The organism is Collinsella sp. TM10-22, from assembly GCF_003466125.1.
GTDB lineage: Bacteria > Actinomycetota > Coriobacteriia > Coriobacteriales > Coriobacteriaceae > Collinsella.
Map to the genome: position 1 here is coordinate 196,909 of NZ_QSOC01000002.1, position 25,015 is coordinate 221,923.

Here is a 25,015-nt window from a genome sequence, read left to right on the forward strand (position 1 = left end):
GCGATGGAGCAGATTCGCCGCGGTTAGTATACCCGTGCTTCGCATGCCCCCACGTAAACCACAGATGACGAGGCGGACGGGCGAGTCTGGGCCGATTGTCTCAATCAGTAACATCTACAGGGCAAATCTTCCTCTACGTGTTACAGATCGAGACAAACGGTCGACACGGCCCACAAACGTCTCAATCTGTAACAGTTACGCAGCAAAATCGGTCCCAATTGTTACAGATCAAGACAGAGGGGAATTTCCGTCCAGTCCAAACCAAATCTCTCAGTCTTCCTGCAATTTCGAACATGTGGTCTATAATGTTGCTTTGGTTACGCCATATATTGCGCAGCCCTTTAATACGTGGCCCACCGGGGGGGCATTAATTCCTATCGCCATATTGGCTAGGAAGCAATCAAAGGAGGTATCCGTGGCAGCAGAGACGCCTTGCTCGGTCCTCTATAACGATATTCGCTCGTTCGGCGGTCTTAAGCATCTCGAAATCGCCCGAATGCTTATCAATGGAAACTCCTATCTCGGCAGCACCTTGCTCGAGAAATGCTCTTCCAACCGCTCGTATCTCACCCGTTACATCGTCCATCGCGAGCCCGACCAGTACGCACCCGCCATCTACAGCGACTTTACCGTCACCACGCTCAACATTTCCGCGGCAATCTGCAGCAAGCTCGGCGGCGGCGAGTCCGCCTATCAGGCAATCGCCGAGCACTATCGTGGTCCGGCAGCCAACGAAATGATGTCAGCTCTCGCCAGCTACAAGCTGGACAGCCGCCTATATGCAAATGCCCTCAATCACATCGACAACTTTGACGGCAATACCGTGCGCGAGAAGGGCACGCTTTACCTTATGCTCTTTGTGGCAACGGGGGCGCTCGCTGACCCCATCCAAGGCGTGGCCACCGTCGAGCGCTTTTGCGACAGCAAGACAGGCGGGCACTTTGGCACCACCGAAACTACCGTCGGACGTGGCTTTATGAGCAGCCTGGAGCAGCCGCGCACTGTCGCCCCCAACCTCGGTCTGCTCAGAACCCATGCCGACAACTGCGCCGACATGCAAATCCATCCCCTCACACGCGATCCGCGCGGCACGGTAATTGGGTCCTTGCCCAAAACCTCGCCCAGCATCACCGATGTAGGCGCTGATGCATCGCGCGAGCATCTCCGCATTTGGCTCGAGGGCGGGCACTGGTACGCCCAGGGCCTTGGGTCGACCAACGGCACAGTGCTCGAATCGGGCGCGGGCGACGGCGATATTGTGATTGAGCCGCCCCGCGACCAACGAGAGCCCGGCAAAGTCTATCCCCCGGTGGAAATCGAAAACAGCGACAGGCTCCATCTGGGCCTCTACACGACATTCCTTGTCATTGTGGACTAGCGCGGAAAGGCGGACGGCGACCAATCGTCCTCCGCCTTTCCGCCGTTTGCGTCGTGCTGCACGCAATAATTGCGACAATGAACATTCACTTTTCATCAGAGCCGTCTATCATAGGTTCTATCGATGTCCGTACTTTTAGTATGAGCATACGGCCAACCCCTATAAACAAAGGAACGTTGTGAACACTATGGATCCCGTTCGTGGCAGCAAACTCATCCGTCTCGACACATTCGACACCGCCGTGGCGGTCAATCCGAGCGCGGAAGACGATGCCAAGCGCCGTTTCATGACGCTTATCCTCCAAACGCCCTATCGCAGCGACGGCAATATCGGACAGGTACTGCGCGCGACCAACACGAGCGGCGAGGTCTTTGCCGTCAAGCTGCTCAAGGACAACGCCATCCTTTCCGACCAGATGCCCGATCGCTCCGCCGAGCAAGCAGCTGCGCACCTGGCCAACACCGCCGCGCTGTTCGAGGAGTACCGTCATCTGTGTACCGTCTCGCACCTGCGCGGATTTCCGCGCGTCTATGGCTACGGATCGTGCGAGGATGACCCGCTCATCCTCATGGAGTGGGTCGAGGGCACCTCGCTCAAGCAGGCGCTGCCCCTGCTTCCGCACGACGCCTCGGGCGGGCTGACCACCCAGATGGTGGCTGCCGTTGGAAACGCCGTGCTTCGCGCACTCCTGATGACCCAAGGGCTCGTTAACCCGGTCGTCCATCGCGACCTGTCGCCCTCCAATATCATGTTCTGCACCACCAGTCGAACGCTCGAGCAACAGATCGCCGATTGCTCCTTTGACCCCTGTCTCATCGACATGGGCTCCGCGACCATGGCCCTCGGCGACGACACGATCACCCGGCGCGCCGACATCTGGCGCTTTGCCACGCCCGCATACGCCGCGCCCGAGATGCTCACGCAGGATATCGAAGGCATCGCGGCCCTTCGCCGCTCGCCCGCCATCGACGTCTATGCGCTATCGAGCATTCTGTACCAGCTCTACAGCGGTCGCAAGCCGTTCGATGTCGAGTCGACGGGTGCCGCGGCAACCGGCTCGTTCTACCTCATAAAGACCAAGACCAAGCCAGCGCCGCTCGAGCCGCGATGCAATGACGACGAAGCGCTCGTCCAGATCATTATGAAAGGCATCTCAGTCGAGCAGTGCGATCGTCCCACCGAGCAGCAGATGCTCGAGGTGCTCTCGTCCTACCTCCCCACCGCCGAATCCAAAGACAGCGAAGGCATGGGCAACGAGACCGCGGTCGATATCGATGCCGGCACCCATCTTACAGTCGACGTCGCCGCTGAACGCGCACAAGAAATCCTGGAGCAGGCTCAACGCGACACCATGACCCGCCGGCGCTTTATCATCGGCGGCGTTGCCGCTGCCGTCGCGGGACTCGGCGTCATCGGCGCCGCCACTCATGGCTTTGGCATTCCCGACTACCTCGACGGCATCCGCAGCTCACTTGACGACTACACCTGGGATCAGCTGCAGGAGATTTCGCTCAAGATCAAGACGGCGAAGAGCAACGCCGAAGCTCGCAAGATTGCCAAGCGCTATCATCTGCTCGACGACGACGGCCATATTCCCTACCCGAGTGCCAAGCGCGTTACGCTCACCAACGGGCTGGAGGTCGGGGCGCAACTCGTGGGCATTCTTCACGACGACCTGGCGGATACCAACGGCAAGGCCGGTCTGTCATTTATCTTTGACGCAGGTATTGCCGAGCGCGATGCCTCAGAGCACCCGCTCAACGGTGGCTGGAAAGACTGCGAGCTACGCACATGGCTCGATGAGGACGGCATTAAGCTGCTTCCCAAGGAACTGCAATCGGTTATCAGTCCGGTCAAGAAGATCTCGAACAACGTCGGCGCCGCCAACAGTGCATCGTGTCTGAGCGAGTTGCCCGCAACCCTTTGGCTGCCCGCCATGGTCGAGCTCTGCGGCAATCAGCCACCCGAGTCATTTACCGAGGACTTTCACTACCTGGCAGATATCTACAACGGCGAGGGCAAGGAGTATCAGCTCTTCCGCGAGCTCAAGGTAAGCCCGTATTCCACGAACGAGACGATGGTCCGCCAGTGGAAGGGCAAGGACACCTGTTGGTGGGAGCGCACGGTGAGCCCCGACACATCGGAGAGCGAAGGCACGCTCTATATGAACCGCGTGGGGCACGACGGCGACGTCTTTACGTACGCAACGCCTGCGGAAAAGCCAAACAAGCGAACCTGCGTGATTCCCGGATTCTGCATCTAGGCAGCGGGCGCCTTGCCGCGGCGGGGCCCCTCCCCGGCAATTGTCTCAATCTGTAACATTAGCTCGGCAGATACAGGTCTAGATGTTACAGAACGAGACAAACCCCAGCCCCGCGAGACAACATCTCAATCTGTAACAGTAAGGGGTCAAAAACCTCTCTTGATGTTACAGATCAAGACATTTGAGTTGGCCGCGGGCGATCTGTCTCGATCTGTAACATCTATCAGAAAAAACGGTCCTTAGGTGTTACAGATTGAGACGTTAAGCTGTGGCTCGATGCAATGTCTCGATCTGTAACAGTTACTCGACAAAAACGGGTCTAGTTGTTACAGATTGAGACATTAGACCGGCTACGGTCCGCCGACCTGGCTATCACCTCGACCAATACCAGAATGTCATACATTTCAATCTCCAGTGGACACCCCCAGGGGGTATGGGTGTATAGTATCTCTAGGTTAACATTCATGACACTACGTCACAGAAAGGAGAAGCCATGGCTCAAGATAAGTTCGATGTGGGCGGCATGACCTGCGCCGCCTGCCAGGCGCATGTGGACCGCGCCGTAAGCAAGCTCGGCGGCGTCCAGAGCGTCGCGGTCAATCTGCTCGCCGGCTCCATGTTGGTCGACTACGACCCCGCACAGGTCGCCCCCGACGATATCTGCACCGCTGTCGATCGCGCAGGGTACTCGGCCTCGCCCGTCGACGCGGGCGACGCCGGCCCAAGCGGCAGCGCACAAGCCAGGACCGGCGCCGCCCATATGGAGTCGCCCACCAAAAAGCTAGAGGCCACTGCCTCCGCCATGCGCACCCGCCTCATCATCTCGATCATCTTCCTTATCCCGCTGTTCTACATAGGCATGGGGCACATGCTCGGCTGGCCTCTGCCCGGCATTTTCACCGACCATACCCACAGCATGACGCTCGCCCTCACCGAGCTCGTCCTGCTCATCCCCATCGTCTACGTCAACGACGCATACTTTATCAACGGGTTTAAATCGCTCGCGCACGGCGCGCCAACCATGGATGCCCTTATCGCCGTTGGCGCCACCGCGTCCATCGCCTGGTCGCTCTACGCCATGTTCATCATGGCCGACCAGCTGGCCGCGGGTCAGGTCCACGAGGCCATGATGACGGGCATGGACAACCTGTATTTTGAGAGTGCGGGCACGATCCTGTCGCTCGTCACCGTGGGCAAATACCTCGAGGCACGCAGCAAATCCAAAACCGGCGGCGCCATCGAGGCGCTCATCGACTTGGCACCCAAGACCGCGACCGTCGTTGCCGATGACGGCACCGAAACCACCGTCGACGTCGACAGCATCCTTCCCGGCCAGGTCCTGCGCGTGCGCCCCGGCGAGTCCATCCCCGTCGACGGCGTGGTGCTCGAGGGCAGCTCGGCCGTGGACGAGAGCGCGCTCACCGGCGAGTCCATCCCCGTGGAGAAGACCGCCGGCGACACCGTCAACGCCGCCACCGTCAACCGCACGGGCTCGTTTACCTTCCGCGCCACGCGTGTGGGCGCCGACACGTCGCTCGCCAAAATCATCAAGCTCGTTGAGGACGCCAACGCCACCAAGGCGCCCATCGCCCGTATGGCCGATAAGGTCGCCGGCGTGTTCGTGCCCGTGATGTTTGTGATCTCGGCCGCGACCTTTGCGGCGTGGATGGCACTGACCGGCAGCGTGAACGAAGCGCTCACCTCCGCCGTGGCCGTGCTGGTGATCAGCTGTCCGTGTGCACTGGGCCTGGCCACGCCTGTCGCCATTATGGTGGGCACCGGCAAGGGCGCCGAGATGGGCATTCTGTTCAAGAGCGCCGAGGCGCTGGAGAACCTGCGCAGCGTGGGCACCGTGGCGCTCGATAAGACGGGCACGGTCACCCGCGGCAAGCCTGCCGTGACCGATATCGTGGTAGCCACGCGCGCTGACGGGTCACCCGCGGCGAGTGAGAAGGCGCTGCTGAAGCTTGCCGCTGCGCTGGAACGCCAGAGCGAGCACCCGCTGGCAGAGTCGATTATGGCCGAGTGCGAGACACGCGGCATTGTCGCTCGCGCGGTTGAGGACTTTACCGCTGCGCCCGGTCGCGGCGTTACGGCACGCGAGGGGCAAAACGCCATCGCCGCCGGCAATATGCGCCTGATGGACGAGTTGGGCGTTACCGTGCCCGCCGGTCTTGCCGAGCAGTTCGCTGCCGAGGGCAAGACGCCGCTGTTCTTTGCCAAGAACGGCGAGCTCGTTGGTACCATCGCCGTGGCGGACGAGGTCAAAGAAACGAGTGCCGAGGCCATCGCCGCGCTCCGCAAGCTCGGCGTCGACGTGCGCATGCTCACCGGCGACAACCGCGTGACGGCCGAGGCCATCGCCCGCCGCGTGGGGCTGAGCAGCGAACAGGTCATTGCCGACGTCCTCCCCGCCGACAAGGAACGCCACGTGCGCGAACTGCAGGACGCGAGCAGCATGGTGGCCATGGTGGGCGACGGTATCAATGACTCCCCCGCCCTGGTGCGCGCCGACGTGGGCCTTGCCATCGGCACCGGCGCCGACATCGCCAAGGAGGGCGCCGACGTGGTACTCATGCGCAGCGACCTCATGGACGTCGCCCGCGCCATCGAGCTTTCGCGCGCCACGATCCGCAACATCAAGCAGGACCTGTTCTGGGCACTGTTCTACAACGGTATCGGCATTCCGCTCGCCGCGGGCGTGTTCTTCCCGCTCACCGGGTGGCAGCTCTCGCCGATGTTTGGCGCCGCGGCCATGAGCCTGTCGAGCGTATGTGTCGTAAGCAACGCGCTGCGCCTGAAATCCTTTAAGCCCAAAGTGGCAAAATAGGATCACTATTACGTCCATTTAGAACGGGTTTTCCGGGTGCCCGAGATTGACCTGAAAGAGGAGCGACGCGTACTTTGGTACGCGAGCGACGGCTTGAAGGTCAAGGTCGGGTGCCTGGGAAAGCCGACACAACAGAGAGGAATATCCATGCGTTACAAAATTAAGACTTCCGGCCTTATGTGCGGCCACTGCGACGCCACTGTCGAGACGGCACTGCTCAACGTGGCAAGCGTGACCGACGCCGACGCCGACCACGAGACTCAGACCGTACAGGTGGAGTGCGCCGACACCGTGACCGCCGAGCAGCTCGCTGCCGCCGTCGAGGGCGCCGGCGAGAAGTTCCACGCCCTTTCGGTGACCGCCGCGTAACGACCCGCACGTACCCCCCCGACCAGAAACGAGGACCCGCCATGATGGCAGACCATAAATCGGTGACCCGCATGCTCAAGACGGCGCGCGGCCAGATTGATGGCATCCTGCGGATGGTCGAGGAGGACCGCTATTGCGTCGATATCTCCACGCAGCTCATGGCCACACAGGCGCTCCTCGCGCGCATTAACGCCGACGTGCTCAAGGCGCATATTGAGGGCTGCGTGACTTCGGCAATCGAATCGGGCGACGAAGACCTCAAAGCCGCTAAGCTCGCCGAGATCGAACGCGTCGTCGACAAGCTCGCCAAGTAACTGATGCAAAGGGGACAGGTTGCATTACACCATCATGGTGCATCAGGGACGGGTACGTCTGCGCCACATTGGCGCAGATTAACCTGTCCCCCTTGCTCTAAATCGGGTATAAAGGCGTGCAGCATATCGAACGAAAGGCAATTTGCATGAATGACTTTATGAAGGGTCGCAATGGTGCTGACGAGCTCACCATCGTGATGGGTTTTGCCGGCATCGTCATCGCGATGATCGGATCGATGGCCCGCATCCAGTGGCTCAGCTGGATCGCCATCGCTGTGATCGTGCTCGGCGTGCTGCGCGGCCTGTCCAAAAACATCGACGCGCGCCGCAAGGAGAACGCGGCCTTTGTCGCCGTGACCGCAAACGTCCCCGGCCTAGGCAAGTTCGTCGCCAGTTTGGGCGGCGGCACCTCAGCGACAGGCGCCTCGCGTGCAGCCGGAACGAGCAAGGAAGACTTTGAGCGCGCCAAGCGCACGGCCAAGAAGATGTGGAAGGGTCGCAAGACCACGGCATACCTCAAGTGCCCCAACTGCGGCCAGATGCTCTCCGTCCCCAAGGGCAAGGGCAAAATCCGCGTCACCTGCCCCAAGTGCCACGCCAAGATGGAAACGCGCTCCTAGCGCCCGCACGCGGGACAAATTAATCAGGTTTGTTTGTCCCAAATCTTAAGTATTTGTTCGATAAAAAAGCCGAGGCCTCGTGTTGAGACCTCGGCTTTTTGCATGCGGCAACGGAGCTGCCCCTTTGTCACACCTATGCCACGCCGTCGCGGGCGAGCTCCTCGGCCAGTGCCTCGGACGGCATGGCCATAATCGTGTCGAGCTCGGCGTCCACCTCGGGAATACGCTTCACCTTGAGTTTGCGCACCAGATCACCACGGCACATCACGTACGCCGGCTCACGCAGTTCGCACAGGTCATCGAGCGGGTTCTTGCGCGTCACCAGGATATCGGCGGCCTTGCCGCACTCGATTGTGCCGGTCTCGCCGCCCAGCCCCAGCAGCTCGGCATTGACCTGCGTGGCCGTATGCAGCGCGAAGGCGTTACTCACACCCACGTACTTGGCAAAATAGGCCACCTCACGCCACATGTCGTACTGCGTCACGAACGGGCAGCTCGAGTCCGTGCCAAGGCCCACCTTAACGCCAGCTTCCAGCGCGGCACGGGCGCTCTCGATGATGCCCGAGCACACGATGTCGCCGTTCTTCTTTTGTGTATCGGTCGAATGGGTCTTTTCCGGGTCGAGCAATACAAACGGCAGCGCCGGGCTGATCGTGCAGGTCACGCTCGGCGCGCGTCCCTCGAGCTGTGTGCCCGCGGCGCCGCGATACAGCTCCAGGATCTCGGGCGTCATCGGGGCACCGTGCTCGATCGTGTCGACCCCGGCCTCAAGCGCGGCCTTCACGCCCTCGGTGCTCTCGACATGAGCCATAACCGGCAGGCCCACCTCGTGCGCCGCCTTGCACGCCGCCGCGGCAACATCGATCGGCATGCGCAGCACGCCCGGCTCGCCAACTTCGGTCGCGTCGAACACGCCACCCGTCACGAACAACTTGATGACGTCGGCACCACGCGCGTACAAGTCGCGCACCTGTTCTGCCGCCTCGTCGGGCGTATTGGCGACCTGCGCGAACAGCCCCGCGCCGTGGCCACCCGGCACTGTAACGCCCGTTCCCGGCGCTACCAGACGCGGACCCTGATACTTGCCGGCATCGATAGCATCGCGCACGGCGATGTCGGCAAACAGCGGGTCACCCGCACCGCGCACCGTAGTCACGCCGCTTGCCAGCTGCTGCTGGGCGCTGCCTTTGAGGATGTGGCGAACGATGGCGCGGCCCACGGGATTGTCGAGCTTCTTCATCAGCGCTCCCGCATCGCCGGCCGAGACCGGTTTGCCCGAGCCGCACAGGTGCACGTGCATATTGATGAGACCGGGCATGAGATACGCACCACCCAGGTCGATGACCTCGGCACCCGCGGGCGCCTGCGCCACAGCACTCGGCCCCATCCAGGTGATGACGCCGCGCTCAACAGTCACGGCCATATCGGGTTGCGACTCCATATGTTCCGAACCATCCAGGACGGTCGCATTGATAAACAACGTGGAACGATCGGCAGACGCCATATCGAGCTCCTCCCTCACGATTAACTTGAACATTTGTCCATTATCGCCCAAGGCGACGGAGATGCAGCCGATGTATCGGTTAACGGAGAAAAGGGAGGATGCGAGGATAGAGAGGCCAGCGCGGCGATGTCCCAGCCGTGCGTGCCGGACGTCTCGATCTGCAACAGTAAACCCGGATTTTGGGCCACTAGATGTTACAGATCGAGACAAACTCGGCAGGAACAACCACATTCGCGTCAGTTGCACCCCTTAGCACCCATACCACTGGCGTCTCCATTCCTCAGCCAGATCGGCCCGCTGTTGAATTCCCGCCAGTCTCATCTTTTCAGCCAGTTTCCCCGGGTTCTTGAGTTCATCAAACGTAAACCGAAGCACCTTGTGCCCGAGCATCGTCAGATGAGACTCTCGCTGACGTTCTGCCACGAATGGGTCGATCGACTCCCGATCCCCACCATCCTGCAGGGTATACTTTCCCTTCCCGTCGAGCTCGCCGATGACACATGTCCCGTCCTCGAGCTTCCAGAAATAATCAACCCGAAACACCTGGCTCGGATCGAGCGGGTCGCGAAACTCCACCTGCAGCTCCGGAACCGGAAAGCCGTACGCAATAAAGAACGCTCGGAACCGCGACTCGCCGCCGTTTTCGGACAGCCCGTCCGCATACGACGCGATCACCTGTGCCCTGCGATACCCTCGCCTGCCCTCGCAATCGGCGCGGAGGCGCTCGCACAAATCCCCACGTGATACACTTTTCGCCCGCAGTGCAGAATCGGCAATCGCCAACCCGTAGGAGAACGGCGCACGCAGCAAGCAATCCTCCACCGTGCGCCAAAACGACGTCACCCGCACGCCATCAACACGCTCGAGCGTGCCCGCCACCTGTGGACGCAACAACCTGCACCCGCTGCTCAACGTCACTGAACAACCCGTCTTAACAAGAAAACGCGGCCCGAGCAGATCATTCGGCACCTCCAAACCCCACAAAAGTGCCGCGTCATAACCCCAAAACACCCAATCTGGATGAAACTTCGCAAGCCCTTTGATGGTACGCAGCGCTCGCTCCGCCGGTGTCAACGTATCCCAATCATGTTGAAAACAGAACAGATACGACTCGGGTTCCGCGATATCGTCGGTTCCAACATGGCGTCGCAGCCACATGAGCTCGGCATTGTCATGCGTTGCGAGCAGTGCACCTTGCTCGGTCGCCTCCGTGAGCCGCGCGAGCATCCTGTTCCGTGCCAACGTGTTGCGAGTCGTATGCTTGTGTTTGAAAACGGTATTAGACACTTCCATCACCACCACGTCAGACAAATGGACCATCGTCACCGTTGCCTCCGCTGACAAATGTCTTGATCTGTAACAGGAAGACAGTCTTTGAGCCTCTAGTTGTTACAGATCGAGATTTTCAGTCGTGCGTCCAACCTTTGTCTCAATCTGTAACAGTAAGGTCGACTTTCAGCCTGTAGATGTTACAGATTGAGACATTCCCCCAGCCAGGTGCCAAACGTCTCGATCTGTAACAGTTAGACGTTCTCCAGGCCCCTAAACGTTACAGATTTAGACAAACCAGCGGCGCCCAAGCATTCGTCTCGATCTGTAACAGGTAGACCGGTTTTTTGTCCCTAAACGTTACTGATCGAGACATAAAGACAGAGGGCAAGGCAGGCGACAGCTGCCCATCCCCTACTCCCACTCTTGCTCGTAGATGTTGAGGGACTTTACGTACCGCCCCTGGGCGCCCATGATGTCGCGGACCAGACGCAAGAAGAAGCTGATGCACGAGGTGTCAAAGCCGTCCTGCAGATCCTCGGGATGCACCGCACCCGGCCCGTCGACCGCCGTGTCGTTCAGGCGCGCGATGTCATATAGGTAGAGCTGTCCCACCGCAAGCCAGACATCGTCAACGCACGCGATGCGCACCGCGATCGCGCCGTCATTCCAATGCTCCTTTTGCACGATATGGGGATTGTAGACATCAAAGCGATGGTCGGTGCGTGTGTCCTTCAGCGCGACCATGCCGGACGCAGGATCCTTATCCAAAATGCCAAAGCGAGAGAAGTACTGCGTGTCGCGCACCTGCTCGAGCCGCTTGAGCGAGGCTGGCAAAATCGATGCTGGCGGCTCATCCACATATAGCTCGAGCAGCGTCTCGCCATGGCGATAGGGGCGCTCAAACAGCAGCCAATCGGTAAACGCCATGTTGTAGGCCATGATTTCGTTTTGAGAAGGTTCGGTGCAATAGCTGAGCCACGGATCGACAATGATCTCGAACTGTTCGCGCGCCGACTCCAAAAACTGGAACTTCCGCAGCATCCAAAAGTGAGCCATGTCGGCAATATCGTTGCCGACGGCTTCGGCCAGCTCTGCTCGGTCAAAAACTTGGTCAGTCATGGCATCCTCCTCAAACTGATGGACCTCAATTTGAGCTTACGAGGAGGGCGAGCAACCGAGGCAAGCGCGGGCAAAATAGGCCTCCGGCTGCAAACCAGATGCTGACCAAACACTTGACGAAAAGCTTGACCGAATGAGCGCACCGCAAAGAAACCGCAGGTAGACATAGACAGCCAACCCGACCTTTTGAGCCAGATGCCCGCAGCCACCACAGAAACAACAGGTGACCACAGCCCAAAAAGTCGACAAATGAACACCCGTACGTCGACAAACGAGCAAATCGCTCGCAAATCCGCAAGGAGTGTCCCCGAATGCCGACAGAAAAGGAACGTCCCCAACTGCCGGCACTTAGGGACGTTCCTTTTGTGCCGGCAGTTGGGGACAGCCCTTGTTGATTCGATTGTGGGCGACTACCTTACAGCTCCAGCGCGTCTGCAACTTCGGCAGCACAGGCCAGGGCGTCGGCCATGGCGTTCACCACGAGCGAGCTGCCGTTGCGGGCGTCGCCGGCAACAAACACCGGCGCGGCATCCGCAGCAACGCCATCCACGCGAGCTGCACGATGCGAACCCTCGGCAGCCATTACGGGCAGAGGTCGCCCGGCCGTGGCAACAGGCACGCCGACAGCTTCGAACACGCTGTGCTCCGGACCCGTAAAGCCGCAGGCGATGAGCACCAGCTGCGCCGGCACCTCGTGCTCGGAGCCCGCGATGTGCTCGGGCTTTCCCGCCGACCAATCCAGATCGACCACGCGCAGGCCCGCAGCCGCACCCTTCTTGTCCAGCAGCACCTCGAGCGTATCCACGCCCCAGGCACGCATCTCGCCACCCATCGCAGCGATAGCCTCCTGCTGGCCGTAGTCGGTCTTCTTAACGTTGGGCCACTGCGGCCAGGGGTTGCTCGCCGCGCGCTTATCGGGCGCGGCCGGCAAAAACTCAAACTGGCGCACACTGCGCGCACCCTGGCGCACGGCGGTACCCACGCAGTCGTTGCCGGTATCGCCGCCGCCAATGACCACGACGTCCAGACCGCGAGCGTCCACCGCGAGCTCGCCACCATCGAGCAGCGAGACGGTCGAAGCCGTCAGGTAGTCCACGGCATACACCACGCCGGGCACTTCGATGTTCGCAGCCGAAAGCCCGCGCGGGGCACGGGCACCAGCAGCCACCACGACAGCGTCAAAGCCATCGAGCTTGGCTGCCACCGCAGGGTCCGTCACATCGGCGCTCAGCTCAAACACAATGCCCAACTCACGCATGAGCGCCACGCGACGCTCGACCACGGACTTCTCGAGCTTCATGTTGGGAATGCCATACATGAGCAGACCGCCCGGGCGGTCATCGCGCTCAAACACCGTCACACGGGCGCCGCGACGCGCAAGCTCCCATGCAGCCACCAGACCAGCCGGTCCAGAACCAACCACGGCGACCGTGGGCGCATCCTCCCCCGCCGGCTCAAAGCGTCGCGGACCGCCGTTGGCCCACTCATGGTCGCTAATCGCGCGCTCGTTATCGTGAATCGTCGTGGGCTGGCCGTCGACCGAACCCAGGTTGCACGCGGCCTCGCACAGCGCCGGGCACACGCGGCTCGTGAACTCGGGCATGGGCGAGGTGAGTGACAGACGCTCGGCAGCCTCGTTCCAGCGGCCGCGATACACTAGCTCGTTCCACTCGGGAATCAGATTGTGCAGTGGGCAGCCACTCGGACGCGCCTTGCCAAAGCTCGCGCCCATCTGACAAAACGCCACACCGCACATCATGCAGCGGCTCGCTTGGGCGCGACGCGCATCGTCGTCGAACTCCACGTACAGCGGATCGAAATCATGGCTGCGCTCCTCCACGGGGCGAAGCTCGTGGGTCACGCGATCGATATCAAGAAAAGCACCGGGCTTACCCATGGCACTTACGCCTCCTTCTTGGTCGAAGCAACAGAGCTGGCAGCCACGGACGCAGCGCCCGCAGCATCGCCCGCAGCATCGAAGCGAGCAACATCCGCGGCACTCGCGCGACCGGTCACGATGTCAAACGCCAGCTCCTCGGCCTGAGCATGCGTCTTCCCGGCAGCCTCGCCCGCGGCGACAATCGCCAGCACGCGCTCGTACTCGGTCGGAATGACCTTCACAAAATGCTTGCTCATCGTCTCAAAGCTGTAGAGCAGCTTGATGCCGCGCGGACTCTGCGTCGCGTCCACGTGCTCCTGGATGAGCGCGCGAATCTGCGCCAGCTCGCCGGCCGTCGGGGCCTTGAGCTCAACGCTCTCGTGGTTCACACGGGCATCGAGCGTGCCGTACTGGTCAAAGACATAGGCCACGCCACCTGTCATGCCGGCGGCGAAGTTCTGCCCGACCTCGCCCAGGATGAGCGCCAGGCCGCCCGTCATGTACTCGCAGCCGTGGTTGCCGCAGCCCTCGACCACCACAGTAGCACCGGAGTTGCGCACGCCAAAGCGCTGGCCGGCCAGACCGTTAATGAAGCCGCGGCCGCTCGTAGCGCCAAAGAACGCAACGTTGCCCACGATGATGTTCTCGTCGAACTTGAAGGTCGCATGCGGGTTGGGGCGCACCGACACCTCGCCGCCCGAAAGGCCCTTGCCAAAGTAGTCATTGGCGTCACCGCACACGTTGAGCGTAATGCCGCGCGGCAGGAACGCGCCAAAGCTCTGACCAGCCGATCCATCGCAATCGATGGTGATGGAGCCGGCGGGCAGGCCCTCGGGATGCGCCTTGGTCACCGCGTTGCCCAGAATGGTGCCAACGCAGCGGTTGACGTTTGCGATATCGGCGCGGAAGCGAATCGGACGCAGGTGCGCACGAGCATCGGCCGTGTAGGGCACAAACAGCGTGGAGTCGAGCGTCTTGTCGAGCTCACTGTCGGCAGCCATCTGCGGCAGGAAGTGACGACCGTCGGCACCCGGAATGTGGGCACCGAACTCGCAGGTCGCGCTCGCCAGCACGGGCGACAGATCGAGCAGGTTGGCCTTGCGGTTGCCCGGGACCTCGATCTGGCGCAGGCACTCGGGATGGCCGACCATCTCGTCGACGGTGCGGAAGCCCAGGCTCGCCATGACCTCGCGCAGCTGCTCGGCAACAAAGAGCATAAAGTGCTCGACGTGCTCGGGCTTGCCGCGGAAGCCACGACGCAGGCGGCAGTTTTGCGTGGCGATGCCGGCCGGGCAGGTATCCTGCTGGCAGTCGCGCTGCATGAGGCAGCCCATCGAGATGAGCGGCATGGTCGCAAAACCAAACTCCTCGGCACCCAGCAAGCAGGCGACGGCGACATCGGTGCCGTCCATGAGTTTGCCGTCGGCCTCGAGCACCACGCGCGAGCGCAGGCCGTTTTGCAGCAGCGTCTGCTGGGCCTCGGCAAGGCCAAGCTCCAGCGGCAGACCCGCATGCCAGATAGAGTCGCGCGCAGCGGCACCCGAGCCGCCATTGTGGCCGCTGATCAAGATCTTGTCGGCAGCACCCTTGGCCACACCGGTGGCGATGGTACCGACGCCGGCCTCGCTGACCAGCTTGACCGACACGCGCGCGCCGGGGTTGGCGTTCTTAAGGTCAAAGATCAGCTCTGCCAGGTCCTCGATGGAGTAGATGTCGTGGTGCGGCGGAGGCGAGATCAGGCCGATGCCGGGCGTGGACTGACGGACCTCGGCGATCCAGGGATAGACCTTCTTGCCGGGCAGGTGGCCGCCCTCTCCGGGCTTGGCGCCCTGGGCCATCTTAATTTGAATCTCGAAGGCACTGCACAGGTAGCGGCTCGTCACGCCAAAGCGCGCACTTGCCACCTGCTTGATCGCGGAGTTCTTGGAGTCGCCGTTGGCCAGCGGGGTCTCGCGACGCGGATCCTCGCCACCCTCGCCCGAGTTGGAGCGGCCGTGCAGGCGGTTCATGGCAATGGCCATGCACTCGTGTGCCTCTTTGCTGATGGAACCGTACGACATGGCGCCGGTGTTAAAGCGGCGGACGATGTTGAGCGCGGGCTCCACCTCGTCGAGCGAAATCGGCGTGCGGCCGCTGGCATTAAAGTCGAGCAGGTCGCGTAGGCGCACGGCACGACCGGTGCGGTGCAGGCGGGCGCTGTACTCCTTAAAGGTGTCGTAGCTGTCCTCACGGCAGGCGGTCTGCAGCAGGTAGACGGCCTGAGGGTCGATCAGGTGATCCTCACCACCGAACGGGCGCCACTTGGTCAGGCCCAGTGTGGGCAGCTGATCGGGAGCCGGGCTCTTAAGGATGGCAAGCGCGGCATCATAGCGCTCATTCTGCTCGCGCTCGACGTCCTCGACACCCATACCGCCCACACGGCTCACCGTGCCGGCGAAATACGCGTTGACGAACTCCGGCGTAAAGCCCACGGCCTCGAAGATTTGCGCGGAATGATAGCTCTGCACCGTGGAGATGCCCATCTTGGACATGATGGAGACGATGCCGGCGGTCGCAGCCTTGTTGTAATTGGCGATGCCCTGCTCGGCCGTCATGTCCAGGTCGCCGCGTGCCGCCAGATCGCGGATGCACACATGTGCGTTGTACGGATAGATGCCGCTCGCGGAGTAGCCCACCAGTGCCGCAAAGTCGTGCGGAGACACGGCATCGCCGCACTCCACCACGATGTCGGCAAAGGTGCGCACGCCGGCGCGGATCAGGTGGTTGTGCACGCAGCCCACGGCGAGCAGCGACGGCACGGGCACCTCGCCCGCAGCGGCACGATCACTCAGCACCACGATGTTCACGCCGTCGCGGACCGCAGCCTCAACGTCCTCGGCAAGCTGCTTGAGCGCAGCCTGCAGTGCGCCCTCGCCGGCGTCGCGGCGGTAGACGGCACGGAAGCGGCGAGTCTTAAAGCCCACGCGGTCGATGGCGCAGATGCGGTCAAACTCCTCCTCGCTCAGCAGCGGACGCTCCAGGCGCACCAGCTGACAGGCCGTACGGGAGTCCTCGAGCAGGTTGCCGTGGTTGCCCAGGTAGAGCGTGGTCGAGGTGACCATATGCTCGCGCAGGGCGTCGATGGGTGGGTTCGTGACCTGAGCGAATAGTTGATAGAAGTAGTCAAAGAACGAGCGCGTCTTCTTGGACAGGCAGGCCAGCGGCGCATCGATACCCATTGAGGCGAGCGGCGCCTTGCCCTGCTGGGCCATGGGGCGCACGACCTCGTCAACATCATCCCAGTGATACCCGAGCTTGGCCATGCGCACGGCGGCGGGCACCTCGGCGTCCTCGGCGGGCGCGGGCGCGGCGGGCTTGTCGAGTGCGTCGACGGTCAGCGTCTCCTCGTCGATCCAGTCGCGATAGGGCTTTTCCTTGGCGTAACGGGCGCGCAGCTCGTCGTTGTAGATGACGCGGCCGCGGGCAAAATCGACCTCGAGCATCTGGCCCGGTCCCAGACAGCCGCTCGTCAGGATGTTCTCGGGGCTCACCTCGATGGTGCCCACCTCGCTCGCCAGCATAAAGCGGCCGTCGCGCGTCACGTAGTAGCGGGCGGGGCGCAGGCCGTTGCGGTCGAGGGCGGCACCCAGCGTGCGACCGTCGGTAAAGGCGATGGCGGCCGGGCCGTCCCAGGGCTCCATGAGCATGGACTGGTAGGCGTCGTAGGCGCGACGTTCCTCGCTCAGGCTGTCGTTGTGGTCCCACGGCTCGGGCAACAGCATGGATGCGGCACGCGTAAGCGGGCGACCGTTCATAACCAAAAACTCGAGAACGTTGTCCAGAATCGCGGAGTCGGAACCCTCGCGGTTGATGATGGGCATCACGCGCTCAAGATCGTGCTGCAGCACGGGGCTGTACAGGTTGGGCTCGCGGGCGCGAATCCAGTTGACGTTGCCCTTAAGGGTGTTGATCTCGCCGTTGTGAATGATAAAACGGTTGGGGTGCGCACGCTCCCAGCTGGGCGTGGTGTTGGTGGAGTAGCGCGAGTGGACGAGCGCCACAGCCGTTTTGACGGCGGCATCGTTGAGGTCGATGAAGAAGCGACGCATCTGCGTGGCGACCAGCATGCCCTTGTACACGATGGTGCGCGAGCTCATGGAGCACACGTAGAAGATCTTGTCACGCAGAGCGAACTCAGCGTCGGCCTTCTTCTCGATGGTACGGCGGCACACGTACAGGCGGCGCTCGAAGGCATCGCCGGCGGGCGTGTCGTCCGGACGGCGCAGGAAGGCCTGCAAGATAGTAGGCATGCAGGCGCGGGCCGTCTCGCCCAGGTCGTGCGGGTCGACCGGTACCTCGCGCCAAAAGAGCAGCGGCACGCCGGCCTCGGCGCAGCCCTCCTCAAACACGCGGCGGGCATCCTCTACGCCCTTGTCGTCCTGCGGGAAGAACAGCATGGCCACGCCATAGTCGCCCTCTGTCGGCAGAATCTGGCCGCACTTTTGGGCCTCTTTTCGAAAAAAGTGATGCGGAACCTGGAACAGGATGCCGGCACCGTCGCCGGTGTTCTTCTCGAGTCCCGTGCCGCCGCGGTGCTCCAAGTTAACCAAAATGGACAGCGCGTCGTCCAGAATCTGGTGATGGCGCTCGCCGTTGATATCGGCAAGCGCGCCGATGCCGCATGCATCGTGGTCGAATTCGGGGCGATAAAGGCCCTGCTGCTGAGCGGAATCTGCCTGCATCGCGATCCTCCCCTAGATATAAGACAGTCAGTTGAATAGGCATACTAGGAGCATCGCCGGCCCGCTGTGTTTCCCGCCCGTTTCGAAACAATCGCGTAACGCACGCCCTACGAGTGGACACCGCCGACCTCAAGGGCGACAACAAGGGCCCCAAGTTCGGCCTGTAAGCTCACCGCTTCAAACATCTCAATCTGTAACAGGAAGACCCAATTTCGACGACTTACTGTTACAGATTGAGATGTTTTCGAGAGACAATTCCGAACATCTCAATCTGTAACACGAAGGGCCGGCTTTGGCGGTCAGCTGTTACAGGTCGAGATTTTCCATAGGACCATTTCTTCCTGTCTCGATCTGTAACACCTAGGCCCAATTTCCATCCCCAGTTGTTACAGATCAAGACATTTCGGCAGCCCCCTTTCACTATCCTATTCAAATACGGCAATTTTGTTAGTCTTTGTTAACTTTCGAGCCTAAAACGGGTATACTTTGTGGCGTCAAACAAACGGCACGCAGGAGCGCGCCATGCTCAACCATCTCAAACATCACTTTGGCTCCCCGCGCACCGGTGGTCACGGAGGCCTAGACATTGCGCGGCATATCGGTCCCGGGCTGCTCGTGACCGTCGGCTTTATCGACCCGGGCAACTGGGCCTCCAATATGGCCGCGGGCTCGCAGTTTGGCTACGCGCTGCTGTGGATCGTCACGCTGTCCACGATTATGCTCATTGTGCTGCAGCACAACGCGGCACACCTGGGTATCGCCACGGGCGTCTGTCTTGCCGAGGCCACGACACGCTACCTCCCCCGCATCGTGGGACGCGCGGTGCTCGGCAGCGCCTATCTCGCGACCATCGCCACCGCCATGGCCGAGGTCCTGGGCGGCGCAATCGCCCTTCAAATGCTCTTTGGGCTGCCCGTGCGTGCGGGCTGCGTCATCGTGGCGGCAGTATCGATGGCGATGCTGATGACGAACTCCTACAAGCGTGCCGAACGCTGGATCATCGCCTTCGTAGGCGTGGTAGGACTCTCGTTTTTGGCCGAGCTTGCGCTGGTCAAGGTCGACTGGCCGCAAGCCGCCGCAAGCTGGATCACGCCCAGTATGCCCACTGGCTCGGTAGCGATTATCGTAAGTGTCCTAGGCGCGGTCGTTATGCCACACAATCTCTTCCTGCACTCCGAGGTCATCCAATCCATGCACTTCGAAGGCCAAGGCGAGCAGGTTATCGAAGAGCGTCTGCGCTACGAGCTCTTCGACACGCTCTTTTCGATGGGCGTGGGCTGGGCAATCAACTCGGCCATGGTCATCCTGGCCGCAACGACCTTCTTTGCGCACGGCATTGTCGTAGACGACATCGCCGTCGCAGCGGCCACGCTCTCCCCCATTCTGGGCCCGGCAAGCTCGACCATCTTTGCGGTGGCACTGCTGTTTGCAGGCCTCTCGAGTAGTGTGACGGCAGGCATGGCGGCGGGAACCATCACCGCGGGCATGTTCGACGAGGAATACGACATCCACGACCGACATTCCTCGATCGGGGTGGCGACCTGTTTCGCCGGCGCAGTGGCGGCGTGTCTGGTCGTCCCAAATCCTTTTGAAGGTCTCATCTGGAGTCAGGCATTGTTGTCGCTTCAGCTGCCGATTACGGTCTTTGTGCTCATACGGCTCACCAGCTCACGCCGCGTCATGGGCAAATACGCCAACTCGCGCCCGCTCAACGCGCTGCTCGTAGGGATCGGTGCCATCGTGACGATTCTCGACATCGTGCTGCTAACGGGAATGTAATTGAGATGGCGTGACTGTCCAGATATAACGTCTTAATCTGTAACACGTGAGACCGTTTTAAACCGTCAGATAAATCAAAAGGGCCCCGGCCGAGAATTCGACCGGGGCCCTTGGACAGAGCTATGTGTTACTGCAAGCCGTGTGTCTACGAGCTACTCCTCGACAAGCTCGAACTGATCGGGACCGACGCCACAGACCGGGCACACGTAGTCCTCGGGCAGTTCGGGCGTGTCGACCTCTACCTCATAACCGCAAACGGTGCATACGAACTTATACGTCTTCTTCTCCTCAGCCATGATGTTCTCCTCTCGAACGTGACTGCTGGTGTACTTCATTTATCAGTATATGTTCTCAATAATATAATGCAAGTACTTTCGAAACATTTCTAGCCTTGATACGAAGAAGCCTTGGGCGGCGTCTTACCTTTCAGAACCTTGTGGTAGTAGTCATAGGTCAACGGAGTCTCGTCGCTCAAGCGCTCGGCATCCTCAACCTCGCCAATAAAGAGCAGGTGCGTGCCCACATCCACGGTGTCAATCAAACGGCAGCTAAACAGCGCCGCCGCATGCTCGGGAACATAAGGCATGCCCAGTGCGGTCTCGCGCGTCTCGTACTTGGCAAATTTGTCATAGTCGCTGCTGGTACGGAAGCCAAAGTTGCCAACGTAGAGCATATCAGCCGTCTGGTCGATCACCGTCAGTGCAAAGGCCTTGGCAGACGCGATAACGCCAGACGTAACGTTATCCTTGTTCACGGCAACCGAGATGCGTGGCGGCGCGGACGTCACCTGCACTGCTGTGTTGATGACGCAGCCGGCGCGCAGCCCGTCTGCCGCGGCGCTCACCACGTACAGTCCGCTCGGCATGGTAAAGAACGCAGTTTTGTCCATAACAATCACTCCCCTAACCCGGGATCGAACCTCACGGTTGTATGTACCCACAAAAAAGGCGCCGCCCATAACGGACGCCGCCTTTGAGGCAAATGTGTCAAAAAAGTTAGGAAGACGGGACGGGCACAGCAGGGCAGCTCCCCGCAAATTCGTTCCTAGCGATTACGCTCCTTAAGCGCGCGATCGATTTCACGCTGAACGTCACGCTTGGCCATATCCTCGCGCTTGTCGTAGAGCTTCTTGCCGCGGCCCAGACCCAGCAGCAGTTTTACGCGACCGTCGGTATTAAAGTAGAGCTCCAACGGAACCAGCGCATAACCACGGTTGCGAAGTTTGCCGTCAAGAAAGTCGATCTCCTTGCGGTGCAGCAGCAGACGACGCCGACGGTCGGGATCGCGATTCCACACGCCACCATGGCTATAAGGGTGGATATGCAGGCCGACGAGCCAGCACTCCCCGCCGCGGATCAGCGCGAAGGTATCGGTGATCTGGCAGGCGCGCTCGCGAATCGACTTGACCTCGGTGCCGCTCAGTTCAATGCCGCACTCAAACGTCTCATCGATAAAGTACTCGTGATGCGCCGAGCGATTCTTGGAAATGAGCTTGCGCTCGCGCTTACTGGGCATCGCCGGCCTCCTTGACGTCGTCGGCGTTTGAGCCCGCAGCCTCGCGCTTTGCCTTGCGCTCGGCGTTAAGCTCGGCATCGCTCTCGCGCACCAGCTTAATGATCGCCGCGCATGCCTCCTCGCCCACCAGGTCGCGGGCACGGACCGTCAGGCGCGTAGCCTCCTGCTTGTCGCCGTCGCTCGCAGCGTCGGTCGCACACATGATCAGGCAGATGGCGATCTCGGCCGAAGGTGAGGTCGGCACGCCCTGCAGGGCGAGCTCACCCATCACGTGGTCGTCGCTCTCATCGGCGGCATCCGGATAGGTGGTATGGATCTTATTGAGCAGGCGCGTCGTATGCGCATCATTGGGCGCCAGGCGCAGCGCCAGACGCGCGCAGCCCACGGCAGCCGAAATGTTCTCGGTCTCGGGCTCCAAGAAGTACTGACCCAAGTTGGTGTAGGCGCGTGCGGCGCACTTACCGTCGCTCGCGCGCTCCAGCACCGAGAACGAGAGCGATGCCCACTCCTGCTTGTCCTCGAGCGCACGGAACAGCTCGGCCAAGTCCAAGCGATAGTTGCAGTTCATGGGATCCCAACGCACGGCCTGCATCAGGGCATTCCGAGCACTCACATAATCCTGCTGGCGGATGTAGGCAAACGCCATGTCGGAGTACAGGCGGTCAAAGGGAACCTCGACCTGCACCAGCTCGCGCGGATCCTTCTCCACGCGGCGATAGGCCAGACGCTCAAACTTACTATCGAAGCTAAAGTACTGGCGCTTCTCCTCCGTCTTGCACTCAGCGTCGATATACTCCTCGGCGAGCTCAACCAGACGCTCCAGCAGCGGCGTCGCCGTAGCCAGGTCGCCCTGCGCCAGATAGTTCTCGGCATACGTGATATCTTCCAAGCTGATAGGCAGGTCCATGACAACTCCTCGGTCCGGGCGGCAGACTCAACGCGCGCCTTAAATATCGGTCAATACACAAAACCCGGGTCTCTTACGAGGCCCGGGCGTTCAATTTTGGTAGCCCGTACCAGATTCGAACTGGTGATCTCCGCCTTGAGAGGGCGGCGTCCTAAACCGCTAGACGAACGGGCCATATGTAGCAAATGCAATGGCTGGGATGGAGGGAGTCGAACCCCCATTGACGGAACCAGAATCCGCTGTCCTGCCATTAGACGACATCCCAATGACTGCATCGCTGCGCTCGGCTGTGCCTTTGCGCAAGAAAGAAATATACGGGAAGTACCGCCGTGACGCAAGCCCCAATTTTGACTTTTTTAAAATTCAGCCAAATTGGCCTACTTTAGTCCAACCCGTGAAGGACCTGTGAAGCCGACCGCTGTACACGAAGGGCAAAACGCCGCGAGCGGTAGCCGTCAACCGTTGGCAGATTCTACCGCGAAAACGATAGCACCAGGCAACACAATCGAAGTATCAATGATCGCGTAGATATCGAGGCGCCGTGGACGAAGAGCTTGATTACCTATGGGAGACCCTGGGCCTCGAGATCACTGCTGACCTTTGGCCCGAACGGGACAAGATCCATCCCACACTGCGCCCCGCCATCACGGTGATGCAGGCAAACTACCGCCGCGCCTCATTTTTGATCATGCGGATGTCATGGCACGCGGGACTCCCCGACCTTAAGCGAATCCAGGCAAGCCTCGTCGAGCTGTCCGGTATGCCGACCGTCATATCCGAGGCGCACCTGGAGCAGCGCCAGCGCGAGCGACTGCAACAGCAGCGGATTCCCTTTATCTGCCCCGGCGTTCAGGCATATCTGCCCTTTATGGACGAGGAGTACTGGAGCGGCAAGCCCAACAAGCACGTAAAGGTCTACGATCCGCACGAATGGGCACAGCTCGAGGATTGAGCCGAGCGAGCCCGCCGATGGAAAACACGTCCCGCCCCGAGCGCTCAAAACGGGTCGCACTTTCCGCAGCCGCTACAGCAACGCCTCGGCCCAAGCCGCTTCCCTAAAGCCGGGAATCGCAAAGTCGTCGCCCACCAGCAGCGGACGCTTGACCAGCATGCCGTCGGTCGCCAGCAGCTCGTAGCACTCCCGATCCGTCATGCCTGCATCCAGACGCGCCTTCAGGCCCAGCTCTCGATATTTCATGCCCGACGAATTAAAGAAGCGCCGCACCGGCAGCCCCGAACGAGCAATCCAGGTCGCAAGCTCATCAGCCGTGGGATTGTCCAAAACGATATCGCGGTCGATATACTCTACCCCGTGTTCGTCCAGCCATGCCTTAGCCTTCTTACAGGTCGAGCACTTGGGATATTCAACAAACAGTACAGTCATGGGAATCCTCCGAATATAGATCGGCCAACGCAGGCACACGCCACACGAGGCGCCTTCGCACGATGGCCCAATTGTAGCCCACGGGTCACACGCTAAACGAACCGTACCCCGAATCCGCGTTTGATGAACGGCAGCAGTTCCATTGCCTCGGGCGTGATATGGCCCGCAACGTTCATGCGCTCGTCACCGGGAAGATCGACCCGAGCAATCTCAAGCTCGCCTTCGTAGCGCCCATAGCCGCTATTGCTCACAGCGATCGACCCCGCCTTTCGCGGCAGGCCGGCTCCGGCATCTGTCGGCACGGAATCCGGCTTATGCGTCGTGCGCGACTCCTGAGACCTAAAGATGAGGACGCTCGAATCGGGCCGGTCGTGATGAATCTGCCCACGTACATAGGCATAACTGGACTCAAGCTCGCATTGCAGGTCCACGTATCCGGCGGAAACTTGAGCAAACTGCGCCCAGCCCGCATCGGAAAGATCGGGGTCGCCGACCAACACAATGTCGCAATCGGCGCCATGTGCGAGCTCAAGCATGTTGAGGGCAACCTTTGACGCGCGACCGCGCTGCGCCTCAACCGTCGGCAGCCCCTCGAATACCGGCCCGCGAACGTTAGCATCACCCGGCACAAAAGCCATGATTTCGAATCCAAGCGCCGCAAGACGAAGATTCACCCGAGCAATGTCCTCCAGAGCTAAGCCGGTATAAGGCTTGGGGTAAAAATTGTGGCAGGCGGCAAAACGAGTCACATCGGCACCGGCCTCACGCCACGATGCGATTTCATCAGAACTCACCGTCGATGCATTGACCACAATGCGAAATACACCGGACAGCTCCGCGACCCGCTGGGCGCTAAAGCCATAGTCCAAACGAAGGTATTCCAACCCCAGATCGCGCAGGTCCTCGATGCGCTCAAGCCCGAGCAAATCGCACGTGCGCGGCCCCACATCGGCAATGAGCGCAATGCCGCGGGCGGAAAGCAGCGACAGCACATGACGGACCTTATCGGCATACGCCGCTCCCCCATCCTCGGGAATATGCAGTGAGGTAAACGCATAGCGCGCACCCGCCGCAGCACCACGCTCAATCGTCCGCTCAATATCCTGCAGAGGGCTGGAAAGATAAATCGAAATACCCGTTTTCACGCTTCAACGCTCCTTT

The 25,015-nt window shown here is 60.9% G+C and carries 19 protein-coding genes and 2 tRNA genes; 8 read left to right on the forward strand and 13 right to left on the reverse strand.

All coding sequences use genetic code 11. The annotated features are described in order from the left end of the window. Window positions 1-415: 415 nt before the first annotated feature. The 6 genes from DXD94_RS02805 to DXD94_RS02830 all read left to right on the forward strand — a co-directional run bounded on the left by DXD94_RS02805 (window position 416) and on the right by DXD94_RS02830 (window position 7,774). On the forward strand, window positions 416-1,378 hold the full coding sequence (locus DXD94_RS02805; RefSeq protein WP_158564780.1) for an FHA domain-containing protein: 963 nt from the start codon (window positions 416-418) through the stop codon (window positions 1,376-1,378). A gap of 187 nt (window positions 1,379-1,565) precedes the next feature. Continuing rightward, complete coding sequence (locus DXD94_RS02810; protein WP_117763173.1) at window positions 1,566-3,641, forward strand: DUF6273 domain-containing protein; 2,076 nt, start codon at window positions 1,566-1,568, stop codon at window positions 3,639-3,641. Between the two features lie 493 nt (window positions 3,642-4,134). Continuing rightward, a complete protein-coding gene (locus DXD94_RS02815) occupies window positions 4,135-6,471 on the forward strand; it encodes a cation-translocating P-type ATPase (RefSeq protein ID WP_117763174.1) in 2,337 nt (778 codons plus the stop codon). Window positions 6,472-6,618: 147 nt separating this feature from the next. After that, complete coding sequence (locus tag DXD94_RS02820) at window positions 6,619-6,840, forward strand: heavy-metal-associated domain-containing protein (protein WP_117763175.1); 222 nt, start codon at window positions 6,619-6,621, stop codon at window positions 6,838-6,840. A 41-nt stretch (window positions 6,841-6,881) separates the two neighbouring features. Continuing rightward, window positions 6,882-7,154, forward strand: coding sequence for a metal-sensing transcriptional repressor (locus DXD94_RS02825; protein ID WP_117763176.1), 273 nt, complete (start codon window positions 6,882-6,884; stop codon window positions 7,152-7,154). Between the two features lie 146 nt (window positions 7,155-7,300). Further along, window positions 7,301-7,774: a hypothetical protein gene (locus tag DXD94_RS02830; RefSeq protein WP_117763177.1), complete on the forward strand. Its 474-nt coding sequence runs from the start codon at window positions 7,301-7,303 to the stop codon at window positions 7,772-7,774. Window positions 7,775-7,907: 133 nt separating this feature from the next. Here the strand turns inward: DXD94_RS02830 and DXD94_RS02835 are convergent, their stop codons facing one another. The 5 genes from DXD94_RS02835 to gltB all read right to left on the reverse strand — a co-directional run bounded on the left by DXD94_RS02835 (window position 7,908) and on the right by gltB (window position 18,269). Continuing rightward, window positions 7,908-9,278 carry an amidohydrolase family protein gene (locus DXD94_RS02835; RefSeq protein WP_233540301.1) on the reverse strand — a complete coding sequence of 457 codons (1,371 nt, stop codon included), beginning with the start codon at window positions 9,276-9,278 and terminating at the stop codon, window positions 7,908-7,910. A 249-nt stretch (window positions 9,279-9,527) separates the two neighbouring features. Further along, window positions 9,528-10,604 carry a hypothetical protein gene (locus DXD94_RS02840; protein ID WP_158564782.1) on the reverse strand — a complete coding sequence of 359 codons (1,077 nt, stop codon included), beginning with the start codon at window positions 10,602-10,604 and terminating at the stop codon, window positions 9,528-9,530. 357 nt (window positions 10,605-10,961) lie between these two features. Then, window positions 10,962-11,669, reverse strand: a complete 708-nt coding sequence (locus tag DXD94_RS02845) for a hypothetical protein (protein WP_117763180.1) — start codon at window positions 11,667-11,669, stop codon at window positions 10,962-10,964. A 415-nt stretch (window positions 11,670-12,084) separates the two neighbouring features. Beyond that, on the reverse strand, window positions 12,085-13,566 hold the full coding sequence (locus DXD94_RS02850) for a glutamate synthase subunit beta (RefSeq protein ID WP_117763181.1): 1,482 nt from the start codon (window positions 13,564-13,566) through the stop codon (window positions 12,085-12,087). Between the two features lie 5 nt (window positions 13,567-13,571). Continuing rightward, window positions 13,572-18,269: a glutamate synthase large subunit gene (gene gltB, locus DXD94_RS02855; protein WP_117763182.1), complete on the reverse strand. Its 4,698-nt coding sequence runs from the start codon at window positions 18,267-18,269 to the stop codon at window positions 13,572-13,574. Between the two features lie 522 nt (window positions 18,270-18,791). Between gltB and DXD94_RS02860 the strand changes: the two genes are divergently transcribed. Further along, entirely contained in the window at window positions 18,792-20,048 is a 1,257-nt protein-coding gene (locus DXD94_RS02860) for an Nramp family divalent metal transporter (RefSeq protein ID WP_117763183.1), read from the forward strand. A gap of 152 nt (window positions 20,049-20,200) precedes the next feature. Here DXD94_RS02860 and DXD94_RS02865 read toward each other — a convergent pair whose 3' ends face one another. The 6 genes from DXD94_RS02865 to DXD94_RS02890 all read right to left on the reverse strand — a co-directional run bounded on the left by DXD94_RS02865 (window position 20,201) and on the right by DXD94_RS02890 (window position 22,735). Then, window positions 20,201-20,344 (reverse strand): rubredoxin-like domain-containing protein, encoded by a 144-nt coding sequence (locus tag DXD94_RS02865; RefSeq protein ID WP_035137395.1) that lies wholly within the window; start codon window positions 20,342-20,344, stop codon window positions 20,201-20,203. Window positions 20,345-20,433: 89 nt separating this feature from the next. Further along, entirely contained in the window at window positions 20,434-20,937 is a 504-nt protein-coding gene (locus DXD94_RS02870) for a flavin reductase family protein (protein WP_117763184.1), read from the reverse strand. A 155-nt stretch (window positions 20,938-21,092) separates the two neighbouring features. Beyond that, entirely contained in the window at window positions 21,093-21,563 is a 471-nt protein-coding gene (gene smpB, locus DXD94_RS02875) for an SsrA-binding protein SmpB (protein ID WP_006235325.1), read from the reverse strand. After that, on the reverse strand, window positions 21,553-22,470 hold the full coding sequence (locus tag DXD94_RS02880) for a hypothetical protein (RefSeq protein ID WP_117629560.1): 918 nt from the start codon (window positions 22,468-22,470) through the stop codon (window positions 21,553-21,555). The genes smpB and DXD94_RS02880 overlap by 11 nt, the downstream gene beginning before the upstream one ends. Before the next feature lie 97 nt (window positions 22,471-22,567). Beyond that, window positions 22,568-22,644 (reverse strand) — tRNA-Glu (locus tag DXD94_RS02885). A 17-nt stretch (window positions 22,645-22,661) separates the two neighbouring features. Further along, window positions 22,662-22,735, reverse strand: a tRNA-Gln gene (locus DXD94_RS02890). Window positions 22,736-23,011: 276 nt separating this feature from the next. On the opposite strand from DXD94_RS02890, the gene DXD94_RS02895 reads away from it, so the two are divergent. Beyond that, the gene (locus DXD94_RS02895; RefSeq protein ID WP_117763185.1) at window positions 23,012-23,422 is read left to right on the forward strand and encodes a hypothetical protein; all 411 of its coding nucleotides are present in this window, start codon (window positions 23,012-23,014) and stop codon (window positions 23,420-23,422) included. Between the two features lie 72 nt (window positions 23,423-23,494). On the opposite strand, the gene DXD94_RS02900 is transcribed toward DXD94_RS02895, so the two are convergent. Together DXD94_RS02900 and DXD94_RS02905 are read right to left on the reverse strand one after the other, a co-directional pair. Then, window positions 23,495-23,854, reverse strand: a complete 360-nt coding sequence (locus DXD94_RS02900; RefSeq protein WP_006235321.1) for an arsenate reductase family protein — start codon at window positions 23,852-23,854, stop codon at window positions 23,495-23,497. Window positions 23,855-23,946: 92 nt separating this feature from the next. After that, window positions 23,947-24,999: a MupG family TIM beta-alpha barrel fold protein gene (locus DXD94_RS02905; protein WP_117734387.1), complete on the reverse strand. Its 1,053-nt coding sequence runs from the start codon at window positions 24,997-24,999 to the stop codon at window positions 23,947-23,949. Window positions 25,000-25,015 lie beyond the last annotated feature (16 nt).